At 41.1% G+C, this 12,252-nt stretch carries 10 protein-coding genes; 1 reads left to right on the forward strand and 9 read right to left on the reverse strand.

All coding sequences use genetic code 11. From position 1 onward, the window contains the following. Positions 1-531 (forward strand): hypothetical protein (locus AACX68_RS02125; RefSeq protein WP_228860456.1); only part of this gene is annotated, 531 nt, incomplete at its 5' end. 132 nt (positions 532-663) lie between these two features. Here the strand turns inward: AACX68_RS02125 and AACX68_RS02130 are convergent. The 9 genes from AACX68_RS02130 to AACX68_RS02170 all read right to left on the reverse strand — a co-directional run bounded on the left by AACX68_RS02130 (position 664) and on the right by AACX68_RS02170 (position 11,738). Beyond that, the gene (locus tag AACX68_RS02130) at positions 664-1,155 is read right to left on the reverse strand and encodes an Hcp family type VI secretion system effector (RefSeq protein WP_099124064.1); all 492 of its coding nucleotides are present in this window, start codon (positions 1,153-1,155) and stop codon (positions 664-666) included. Positions 1,156-1,538: 383 nt separating this feature from the next. Next, positions 1,539-3,089 (reverse strand): type VI secretion system contractile sheath large subunit, encoded by a 1,551-nt coding sequence (gene tssC / locus AACX68_RS02135; RefSeq protein ID WP_228860457.1) that lies wholly within the window; start codon positions 3,087-3,089, stop codon positions 1,539-1,541. 27 nt (positions 3,090-3,116) lie between these two features. Then, complete coding sequence (gene tssB / locus AACX68_RS02140; RefSeq protein WP_228860458.1) at positions 3,117-3,614, reverse strand: type VI secretion system contractile sheath small subunit; 498 nt, start codon at positions 3,612-3,614, stop codon at positions 3,117-3,119. A gap of 775 nt (positions 3,615-4,389) precedes the next feature. Continuing rightward, entirely contained in the window at positions 4,390-5,391 is a 1,002-nt protein-coding gene (oppF, locus tag AACX68_RS02145; protein ID WP_099108080.1) for a murein tripeptide/oligopeptide ABC transporter ATP binding protein OppF, read from the reverse strand. Then, a complete protein-coding gene (locus AACX68_RS02150; protein WP_228860459.1) occupies positions 5,388-6,395 on the reverse strand; it encodes an ABC transporter ATP-binding protein in 1,008 nt (335 codons plus the stop codon). The genes oppF and AACX68_RS02150 overlap by 4 nt, the downstream gene beginning before the upstream one ends. A gap of 9 nt (positions 6,396-6,404) precedes the next feature. Continuing rightward, positions 6,405-7,313, reverse strand: coding sequence for an oligopeptide ABC transporter permease OppC (gene oppC, locus AACX68_RS02155; RefSeq protein ID WP_099108082.1), 909 nt, complete (start codon positions 7,311-7,313; stop codon positions 6,405-6,407). Between the two features lie 14 nt (positions 7,314-7,327). Next, positions 7,328-8,248 carry an oligopeptide ABC transporter permease OppB gene (gene oppB / locus AACX68_RS02160; RefSeq protein ID WP_099108083.1) on the reverse strand — a complete coding sequence of 307 codons (921 nt, stop codon included), beginning with the start codon at positions 8,246-8,248 and terminating at the stop codon, positions 7,328-7,330. 84 nt (positions 8,249-8,332) lie between these two features. Next, positions 8,333-9,973 carry an oligopeptide ABC transporter substrate-binding protein OppA gene (gene oppA / locus AACX68_RS02165; protein WP_228860460.1) on the reverse strand — a complete coding sequence of 547 codons (1,641 nt, stop codon included), beginning with the start codon at positions 9,971-9,973 and terminating at the stop codon, positions 8,333-8,335. Positions 9,974-10,097: 124 nt separating this feature from the next. Then, the gene (locus AACX68_RS02170) at positions 10,098-11,738 is read right to left on the reverse strand and encodes an ABC transporter substrate-binding protein (protein WP_228860461.1); all 1,641 of its coding nucleotides are present in this window, start codon (positions 11,736-11,738) and stop codon (positions 10,098-10,100) included. Between the last annotated feature and the right edge of the window lie 514 nt (positions 11,739-12,252).

Raw genomic sequence — 12,252 nt, forward strand, 5'->3', positions numbered from 1 at the left:
GTTGGAGAGGGATTAATTAATCTATTGGAGAATATAACATTAGATATAATAAATATTACGAATGTAGCAAATTCAAATATAATGCGGACTATAATTAATAGTGTTAACAATCACATTAGTTCTTCTACGTTTGGAGGTAGACTCGCCAATCACACTGGTAAGGCAATGATAAGTGGAGCTAGAAAAGCATCAGAGGATGCTGCTACTTTGGCATTTAAAACAATTGGAGAATACATGGAAAATTGTATTGGTAAGTATCGTAAATATGATATTATTCTAACAAAGGAAGACTTTGAATCTATAAAAGAACTAAATCTAGTAAGCAGCAATACATCACCTAAGAAAGCTGTTTTTCTAGTGGATAAAAATGAATTCGAAGGCAACTTTGATGTATATTGCCCTAAAGCAGAGGGTGATGCTTTACATGAAATCAAGATTATATATTTTAAGAAAACAGCCTGGCAGTTTCCGAATGATGAGGAAGTTAGGAAAGCTAAGGAAGCTGAGGAAGCTTTTCGTCAATCTAGTTAACCTATTTAAATAATTTATCATTTCCTAAATGGATATTTTATTTATAAGAGATTATCCAAAAATTCAACAAGGAAAAAATAATACTGTTTCTATAAAAGCAGGCGGTTTCCCGCCTGCTAAAATACAATTTAATTAGGCCGTAGTACGCTCATTCCATGCGTCGGAATGAATGATGTTACCGTCTTTATAAGTCCAGGTGATTTTTTCATAACGCAACTCGATTTCTTCCAAGTGGTTATGTTTTTCTTTCGCTGGATCTTTAATATCGTGCATCTTCGGTGCGACTTTCACGACTTTTACATTTTCCAGAGTGGTATTGAAATATTCCACTTCCTGACCTGCATCATCAATGCGGTACCATTTGAATTCTGCGGTTTTCAGCGTCTGACCAGTGGTAACTGCTTTGTACAGATAAGGGCTGGAGGCATCGATTTCTTTAACAAAAATAAATGGGGTGTGGATACGAGTACCTGTCAGTTTGCCGGTATTATTGTCCGTTGGAATGTACAGGTTATGATCCTGTGCAACAACTTCGATACTGCCTTCGCGGCTTTGCACATCAACAGAGCCTTTAATATCCGCACCGCCATCATCTTTCAGCCATAGGTAGACAGGAATTGCCATTTTTATTTCTCCATAATTTAAATAAATTCTTCACAAAGTTCCGGTGAAGACATTCATTTGTTATCTGACAGGGCTAACCTGTAATAACAAATTAATTTTTAATACAATAGGTTGATACAACAACTAACCTCCTGTCAGATGCCGTATCTTTAAATGCAACCGGACAACATCAAAACCGTAATCCCGTATTGCAAAGTAAGTCAGTAAAGTTACTACTGCTCTTTAATAATTTCAGCCAGTTCCATTCCTAAGAATGCAATGACTAAAATTATTAAGGTGCTCATCTATCCATGATAAGCGTCCATTTTTCGTAATATCCCTATCAGTTTTCAAACAGTGACTTTTCTAACCACACCTTGAAATCAACTGGGTACAATCTTTAATTACGCTTTGGCTTTCGGCATCTGAGAAACCAGTGACAAGTTAATGTCCATTCCCTCAACCTGAAAATGAGGAACTGCATACAGTTTCACACGGAAAAAGCCCGGGTTATCGTCAATGTCTTCTACTACGACTTTCGCATCACGCAACGGATGCGATGCCTGTAAGTCATCACTCGGGTCAGTCATTTCTGTTACCAGCCCACGTACCCAATTATTCAGCTCCAACTCCAGCAAACGGCGATCTTTTGTCGTGCCGATATTTTCACGCTGGATCAATTTCAGATAGTGCGCTATCCGTGATAATAGGAAGATGTATGGCAGGCGCGAGTTAATGCGACTGTTGGCTGTTGCATCCGCTGTATCGTACAGTGCTGGTTTCTGGCTGGAGTTAGCAGAGAAGAAACATGCATAATCGCGGTTTTTGTAATACGACAGCGGGATAAAGCCCAGACTAGAAAATTCAAACTCGCGCGTTTCCGGTATCATCACTTCTGACGGAATTTTCACCTGACTGCCCGTACCTAAATCGTACAAATGGATTGGTAGATCTTTCACCGCGCCGCCCGCCTGTGGCCCGCGAATTTGTACACACCAACCGTTATTGATAAAGCTTTTCACCATATTCGCTGCAAACGCAAATGTCGCGTTAGTCCACAAATATTTCTCGTGATCCGGCCCTTTTACTTGTTCAACGTAGTTGAAATTGCGTACTGGAATTGTATCCGGCCCATATGGCAGACGGCCCAATACGCGTGGCATAGTCAGCCCGATATAACGTGCGTCGTCTGAATCCCGGAATGCTTTCCATTTCAGATATTCTGCACGGTCAAAGTAGTTACCGATATCCTTGATGGCTGCCACTTCCTCCATTGTTTCCTTGCCAAAGAAGGCAGGCCCTACTGAGCCAATAAACGGCATATGCGCCGAAGCAGACACTTTGGCAATATTACGTAACAGAGCCACATCCTGCGGGCTACGATTAAACTCAAAGTCGGATATTATCGCTGCTATCGGTTCACCACCCGGAGTGTCATACTCCTGAATATAGGTGTGGTGATACAGGCCGCTTTGAATGATTTCAGGGCTATCTTCAAAGTCTTGACGCAGATCATCTTTCGCCACATCCAGCACTTCTATTTTCACGTTCTGACGAAAATCCGTCCGATCCACCAAAAATTTCAACCCGCGCCACGCTGATTCTACTTTCTGAAATTCCGGATGATGCATTACCACATCCAACTGGTGGCTAATTTGCTGATCCAGCTCCGCAATATGGTGATCCAGTAAAGTCTTATCCAGTCGTTCTACTTTCTGCCCCGCAGACTTCAAACGCTCCAGAAATACCTGCACCGCTGCCGTCACACGCTCATCCGCTGTCGCATCCGCCAGAGCCGCATTATCCTGATATACATTGATATCCCCCAGCGTTGAAACCGGGTTCAAGTTGATTTTCTCAAACAGCGCCGCATATACACCTTCTGGCACCGTTCCCTGAGCCAGCACCGTCTCTTGTGCCCCTTGCATAGTTTCAGTATTTACAGACATCAGCATAATCCTGTAGTCAAGGTATCCATTAAATTAATCATGTTTCGGGGCCAGACCGGCCAATTCACTGCGTAGTTCGTCACTCAGAGATGAGTCTTTCAAAATTACTTCCAGTTCACGTCGGAACTCTACGTTATCCAGTAGATTAGATTTAAGGTCGCGTAGCAGATTACGCATCGCTAACATAGCGCGAAGCTGTGGGATTTGACGGGCTACTTGTTCAGGCTCAAAATCCTTCATGTCCTTGAAGCTCAGGGCCACGTTTTCTTCGCTCCCATCTCCCGCCAGAGTGTTCTCAACAGTTAATTTAACTCCGGGCTGAAAGTCAGCAAGTACACTGTTAAAGTTGTTTTTGTTAATGTTGATTTTTTCACGCTCAGAAAGGGGGCGCTGTTCTTGGCCATTGCTATAATCACCCATCACTAATAATTTCAGGGGTAATTCCACTTTCTTTTGTGCCCCGCCCGTGTGTAAATCGAGCTTAATATTAACGCGAGCCTTGGGAACTTCATTCTGGAAACTGTCTGACATGGTTTTTGTCCTTTAAAACACGTGGCTGTCCGCTGTCCAATAGCAATGACTTTCTTGCTCTCAATCATTTCCTGATTACTCAGAAAACGTAGCTTTAAAACACAAGCAAGCCATAGCACCCTAAGTAACAGGAACCTTATGAGTCATAACTAATTTAAATATCAGAAAGAAATCAAAATCAACAATACATTAGTTAAACTTATTTTTCGTGAATTAACCTCATGATTGAGCATGTTTAAATCTCACACATTATGACTTAATGTCATACAAAATAATTAACTAAGTGATATTAACTCTTATTCCTTTATGGTATTACTCTCCGCCAATTCAGATAGAAACAGCCTGTATATGAACGTAATTTATAAAAAAACCGCAGCAATATAATACAATAAGTATATCAACCACTATCAAACCATAATGATAGTGTTAAAATAATCTGTATTAGTTACCACACCTGCAAAGATAAATCAGATTATCAAAACAGTTAAGATTAAAGCATATATTAAACATATGTAATTAGTAGATTTGATTAAGTATATCCCTGTATTCTTTCCTATTGTTTTGTACAGAAACATGCGATAGGAATCATCATCAAACTCACTTAAATACAATAAATAAGCAGATATTTTTTTAATTTAAAAGATGGCCTTCATTATCAAACCAGCCAAAAATATTCATCTCTGATTCAGTGGATTTAGAAAGTACACAGATAATTAAAGAACCGCTCGTATGAATGCGAGCGGTATTATTTATCTATTTTTTGAGATATTGAGTTCTACAGCGGATCAACCTTTAAGCAAGAAACGGCATGTTTAAAGCTACCTTCTAGCAATGGCCGGGTTTTGGCACATTCCGCATCAGCCATTGGGCATCGGGTACGGAATACACATCCGGATGGCGGATTGATTGGTGAAGGCAGTTCCCCTTCCAGTAATTCAATCTGTTTATAGCGCTCTTTATCAGGGTCAGGAATTGGCACTGCTGACATCAATGCTCGAGTATATGGGTGCAGAGGATTATGGTACACCTCGTCGTAAGTCCCTAGTTCGACTGCGTTCCCCAAATACATAACCAATACGCGATCTGAAATATGTTTTACTATCGAAAGATCGTGAGCGATAAAAATCAGGGAAAGCCCCATTTCCCGTTGCAAATCCTGCAACAGGTTTACAACCTGTGCCTGAATAGAAACATCCAGTGCGGAAACAGGTTCGTCACAGATAATCAGTTTAGGTTCCAATATCAGGGCGCGGGCAATTCCGATACGCTGGCACTGACCACCTGAAAATTCATGAGGATAACGGTTAATCAGGTTCGGTAATAACCCTACCTTCATCATCATTTTTTTGACTTTTTCTTTTATCTCCACATCTTTCATTTTGGGATAATAGGTTTTCAGTGGCTCGGCGATGATGTCACCAATAGTCATACGCGGGTTAAGAGAGGCCAAAGGATCCTGAAAAATCATCTGGATATCATTGCGAATATCCCGCCACTGTTTGTCATTGAGATCAAATAGATTCTGGCCAAGCCAGGTCACTGAGCCACCAGAGGCTTTAACTAATCCAATAATTGCTCTGGCAAGTGTTGATTTACCACAACCGGATTCCCCTACTACGCCCAGTGTTTCCCCTTCGTATAATCGCAGGGTAACACCATCTACGGCTTTCAGCTCTTTAGAAGGCTGCCAAAACCACTGCTTACCATCTTTGATATCAAAGTAAACTTTCAAATCATCCACTTCCAGAAGGACTTTTTTTTCAGTAACTGTATTCATACTAATTCCTCCTGACGTCTGAAGCAGGCACGCAAGCGTCCGGGGTTAAATAGTTCCAGCGGGGGTTCTTCACTCACACAATGTTCAGTCGCAAACTGGCAACGAGGCTGAAATGGGCAACCTTTTGGTAAGCGCAATAAGTTTGGTGGGTTACCCTGAATTGTAGCCAAAGATTCTTCATCGCCATCCAGCCGGGGAACAGCATTAAGTAAGCCAATCGAATAAGGGTGTGTCGGATGGTAAAATATGTCACGGGCAGTACCATATTCCATCGTCCTGCCTGCGTACATAACCAACACCTTGTCACAAATACCAGCAACAACACCCAGGTCATGAGTAATCATAATAATGGCTGTATTCAGTTCTTTTTTTAGTTCGTTCAGCAATGTCATGATCTGTGCCTGAACAGTGACGTCCAGTGCAGTCGTCGGCTCATCTGCAATTAGTAGTTTAGGCTGGCACAATAATGCCATTGCTATCATGACACGCTGGCGCATGCCGCCAGAAAATTCATGCGGGAACATTTTCATCCGCTTACGCGCTTCAGGCATCTTAACAGCATCCAGCATTCGAACAGATTCTTCGAAGGCCGCACTTTTGCTCATATTTTTATGTAGCATCAGCACTTCGATAAGTTGCTCACCTACGCGCATATAAGGGTTAAGAGATGTCATCGGGTCTTGGAAGATCATTGAGATTTCTTCCGCCCGCATTTTATTCAGCGCTTTTTCTTGCAAATTAAGAATTTCACGTCCGTTAAAAACAGCAGAACCACTGACAGTACCATTACTGGCCAGTAACCCCATCAAGGCAAAGGCTGTCTGAGATTTACCTGAACCGGATTCCCCAACAATACCCAGAGTTTCTCCGGCCTGTAAGTCAAAATTTAGTTTATTTACTGCTGTTACGTTGCCATCAGGCGTACTGAATACCACATTTAAATCTTTCACCGTTAATAGTGATTCAGCGCTTTTAGCTTGTTTTATCGTTTCTACGCTATTCATAGGCTCTCCTTAACGGTCTTTAGGGTCGAGGGCATCTCGCAGGCCGTCACCAATAAAGTTAAAACAGAACAGGGTTAACACCAGAAAGCCCGCAGGAAACAGGAGTAACCACGGAGCCACTTCCATTGAATTGGCACCATCGCTTAATAATGCCCCCCAACTACTGAGCGGCTCTTGCGTTCCCAAACCAAGAAAGCTCAGGAAAGATTCAAACAGGATCATGCTTGGTACTAATAATGAAGCATAAACCACCACAACACCCAACACATTCGGCACAATATGACGCAGAACTATATTACGGCTGGATACACCACACACCAGAGCAGCTTCAATGAATTCCTTGCGTTTGAGGCTCAATGTCTGCCCCCGGACAATACGCGCCATGTCCAGCCATGACACCATACCTATCGCAACAAAAATCAGCAGAATGTTTTGCCCAAAGAAAGTCACTAACAGGATGACGAAGAACATAAACGGGAAGGAGTTCAGAATTTCCAGCAGACGCATCATGACCATATCGACTTTGCCACCAAGATAGCCTGACATAGCACCATATAATGTGCCGAATATCACGGCAATCAAAGCCGCTGCTATCCCAACCATAAGTGAAATACGCCCACCAATAGCAACACGGACTAACAAATCACGGCCTGATGAATCTGTACCAAAATAGTGGTGGGATTCAAAATCAGGGGGCATGGTCATCATGTTCCAGTCAGTATCATCGTAAGTGTACTGAGATAACATAGGCGCTAAAATGACAAACAATGTGATGACAAACAATATACATAAACTTGTAATTGCTGCTTTATTATGAATAAAACGACGACGTGCATCCTGCCACAAACTGCGGCCTTCAATTTCCAGCTGCTCAGAAAAATTTTCCAGAGCTTCGCTATTTTTCTTATTCAGTAACATTGCGTGCTCCAGTCTTAGTAACGGATTTTCGGATCGATGACGGCATACAACACATCAACGATAGCGTTGAACATAATGGTCAGCCCACCCACCAAAATCGTCAGGCTGAGCACCAGTGAGTAGTCACGGTTTAAAGCACCATTAACAAACAATTGCCCCAGACCGGGCAAACCGAAGATAGTTTCAATAACCATCGAGCCAGTAATAATGCCGACAAAGGCGGGCCCCATATAGGAAATGACAGGAAGTAAGGCTGGTTTCAGTGCATGGCGGAAAATAATTTTCCGCAATGGCAGCCCTTTCGCTCTTGCTGTTCGGATAAAGTTGGAATGCAGAACTTCAATCATGGAACCGCGAGTGATACGGGAAATACTGGCAATATAAGAAAGGGATAATGCAACCATTGGCAAGAGCATATATTTAGGTGCCCCGCCATTCCAGCCACCTCCCGGCAACCATTTTAGTGTAATTGCAAATATCAGAACCAATAAGGGAGCAACGACAAAACTGGGGATAACAACCCCTGTCATGGCAAATCCCATTACCGTGTAATCCCATTTTGTATTTTGATTCAGTGCCGCAATGACTCCCGCACTAACACCAAATATCACTGCCATAATAAAGGCAGCAGCCCCTAATTTAGCAGAAACGGGCAACGCCTCGGCCACCAAATCATTTACACTGTAGTCCTTATATTTGAATGAAGGGCCAAAATCCCCTTTCGAAAGTTGAACCAAATAATTGAAATATTGTTTATAGATAGGATCATTCAGGTGATATTTCGCTTCGATATTCGCCATAACTTCAGGCGGGAGTTTTCTTTCTCCGGTAAATGGGCTGCCCGGCGCAAGACGCATCATGAAAAACGAAATGGTAATAAGAATGAAAAGTGTCGGGATCGCCTCTAAACAACGGCGTAAAATAAATTTCAGCATTGCCCGTTCCTATTGTCTGACCAAACCATGGTCATTAATTATCTGATACACAGGTGGTTTATTACTTAAACCACCTGCTGATTCCTAATGTTTGATAATGTACATATCCTTGGTATGGAAGTTGTCCAGCGGATCTTTGCCGGTGTAACCACCTACGTAAGGTTTTAATAAACGTGAGTTTGTATAGTAAAAGAGAGGCACAATTGCAGAATCTTTATCCAGTTGAGCATTTGCCTTAGCATAAATTTCGGCGCGCTCTTCATCTGTCTTAGCTTGCAGTGATTGCTTCATTAGAGCATCAAATTCTTTGCTCTTATAGTGGGCAGTATTGTTGCTACTATTCGATAACATTGGATTCAGGAAGGTAGAGGCTTCGTTATAGTCAGCACACCAGCCAGCACGGGCGACGTCATAGTTAGCCTGATGGCGGGAGTCAAGGAACGTTTTCCATTCCTGATTTACAAGAGAAACTTCAACCCCGATATTCTTTTTCCAGATGGAGGCGGCGGCAATAGCTAACTTTTTATGTAGATCGGAAGTATTGTACAGTAACTTAACTTTCAGTGGATTATCTTTGGTGAACCCGGCCTCAGCCAGAAGTTTTTTCGCTTCTTCATTACGTTGTTGCTGAGTTAATTTGGTATACCAATCCGGTTTTACATCTTTAAAATCGGCAATATAAGGTGGTGTATAACCATAAGCAGTTACATCTCCCTGATTTTTCACCTTATGAGTCATCAGTTCACTATCCATACCCAATTTCAATGCGGTGCGCACCCGAACATCATTAAATGGTGGCCTTTCATTGTTAATTTCGTAGTAGTAGGTGCACAATTTTGGGTTAGTGCGCAATTGCTCAGGGATTTCTTTTTTCAGTTTTTGGAACAATTCAACAGGTAAGTTGTCATAGCTCATCTCGATTTCGCCAGCGCGATAACGATTGACATCAGTGACTTCAGAGGAGATAGGTAAAACAGTGGTTTGATCAATAACAGTATTTTTATTATCCCAATACATCGGGTTACGTTCGAAAACAAGGCGCTCATTAATCACCCAGCTTTTCACTTTATACGCACCGTTGCCGACAAAATTCTGTGGTTGTGTCCATCTCTCTCCATATTTTTCAACAGTTGCACGATGGACAGGTGATGTTGATGTGTGAACCATTAATCGGACTAAATAAGGCACAGGTTCGCTGAGTGTTAATTGGAATGTATAGTCATCTAATGCTTTAACACCCAAGGTTTCCGGTTTTTTCTTACCTTTGATAATTTCATCAACATTCAAAAGATGGGCATATTGCATATAACTGGCATAAGGGGATGCCGTGTTTGGATCAACTGCCCGCTGCCAACTATAAACAAAATCCTGTGCAGTGACAGGATCACCATTTGACCATTTTGCATCTTTACGGAAATGGAATGTCCAAGTTTTAAAATCCGGGCTGTGTTCCCAGCTTTCCGCAACACCGGGAATAATGTTGCCATCAGGATCATTAATCACCAGTGTCTCAAACAAATCACGGGCAATATTTGATTCCGGCACGCCTTCTATTTTATGGGGATCCAGTGATTGTGGTTCAGAACCATTATTGCGCACCAGCGTTTGTTTTTCTGCCAGCTGTACACCCGCAGGAACCTTTGCCGCAAATGCCTGTGCTCCGATCATCATGCCCAATGCTACTGCAACGCCAGCAGCAATTTTCTTTCTTGTTATGTTTACCATCTTCTTATTACTCCTATTGATTCATCTGGCTTTCGTAAAAGCCATCCCATTTTCAGGGTTAATTATTTTCTGCATCCCAAAAGGAATCGTTTTATTTACAGCAATAGAATATTTGTAATAACAATTAGTTATCTAATTTCTTAATATATAAATTCTTAAGATCAACATAATCGAGAGGATCCTTTCCTGTCATACCACCGACAGTCGGGCGAATCAGGCGTGTGGAAACCCGGTAATACACAGGAATTGTTCCTGAATCAGCATCAAGCTGAGCTTCCGCTTTCTGATAAAATTCTTTACGTGTTTTCTCATCTTTGGCTGTCAGAGCCTGATTGAGGTAGTTATCAAAGGCTTCACTGTTATAGAACGACGTATTATTACTGCTATCTGATAAGTAATAATTTAGGAAGGATGAAGGTTCATTATAATCGCCGCACCATGTTGCTCTTACTACGTCATAATTTCCCTGATGACGATTTTGCAATGAAGTTTTCCATTCCTGATTTTGTAACGTGACTTTTGCTCCAATATTTTTCTGCCACATGGATGCGGCTGCAATAGCCTGCTGCTTGTTTTGTTCTGAAGTGTTATAGAGCAGGCTGAATTTTAGTGGGTTACTGGCATCAAAACCTGCTTCTTTTAATAATTCTCTTGCCCGTTGATTACGTTGTTCCTGTGTCCAACTTGCCCACTCTGGATTAACAGTAAGGCCACCACCAATATAAGTAGGAGTGAAGCCGTATGCCGGAATTTGCCCCTGCCCCATAATCTTTTCAGTAATAATATCTCTGTCAAGGCTCAGCTTAATGGCTTCACGCACTCGTTTATCTTTAAATAACGGATTTTTATGATTAATTTCGTAATAAAATGTACATAGATAAGGTACTGTTCGGAGTTGATCGGGAATATCTTGTTTCATTTTCTGGTAGAGTTCTGGCGGGATAGCATCATGAGTGATATCCACTTCCCCACTGCGATAACGGTTTACATCACTGACACCCGAAACAATAGGCAGTAAAATGCCTTTTTCTATAATGGATTCTTTATTATTCCAGTAATGCGGGTTGCGTGTTAAAACCATTCGCTCATTAATAACCCACTCTTTTAATATATAAGATCCGTTGCCAATAAAATTTTCTGGCGAAGTCCACTTAATGCCAAATTTTTCTACAACATCCTGCCGCACAGGTTTCAGCGGAGTATGGCTTAACATGTTAATAAGATAAGGAACAGGGCGACTTAGTGTTACCTGAAAACGCTGCTCATCCAGAGCCTTTACGCCCAGCTGTTCAGGCGATTTCGTTCCTTGTAAGATAGCATCTGCGTTCAACATATAGGTATATTGCAAATAGCTGGCATAAGGGGAGCCTACTTTTGGATCAGAAAGACGGCGCCAGCTATAGACAAAATCCTGTGCCGTAACAGGTTTTCCATCACTCCATTTAGCATCTTTACGTAGATAAAAAGTCCATACCTGATAGCCTTCATTTTCCCATTTTTCGGCTACTCCCGGCACAGTTTCGCCATTCAGATCAGTAGTCACCAACCCTTCAAATAAATTACGAATAACATTGGTTTCTGGACCACCTTCAACGACATGAGGGTCTAATGATACAACCTCAACACCATTATTAATGGTAACTTCCTGCTTTTCTGCCAACACTACCCCAGCGGGAACTTTCGCCGCCATCCCTTGTGCTATGGGAAACGATAATAAAACGATAGAAGAAATCAACTGACTCAACTTTGATGGTATTTTTCTCATTATTCTCTCCAAGTGATAAACAGCAAATTAATCGTTTTTTAATCTAACAATCCCGATAACCTATTTTATTAAATAAAGATAATTTATGTGTTTAAGATTCAACCCACACCAGGTTTGTTATACTATTTTTTATAATATGTTTATTAAATCATTAAAGTAATTGTTTGTTCTTAGATATAAGATGTAAACAGAGAAATCAATAACACTTTGATAAAAATAATTTTTCTCATTTGATTTTATCTATGGGATCACACTAAGATTCAAACAAAAAAAGAAAATAAACATTATTTTAACAAAATGCAATCATCACAGATTAAAAGACCGTCTTCATCACAAAATATTGCAACAACATCCAGTAATAGACGGTTATGTCATGAATGAATGTGTCAAAAACAGTATTACTCAACTCGAAAAAACAAGCAGTTAAATAAATAATGGAAGGATTTTTAATGAAAAATAGAGAAGCTTTTATTAACTAACCATACTCTTTATTGGATGTCTGTTAATTATTTTT

Origin of the sequence: Xenorhabdus sp. PB61.4 (assembly GCF_963894935.1) — a bacterium.
Taxonomy (GTDB): Bacteria; Pseudomonadota; Gammaproteobacteria; order Enterobacterales; family Enterobacteriaceae; genus Xenorhabdus; species Xenorhabdus stockiae.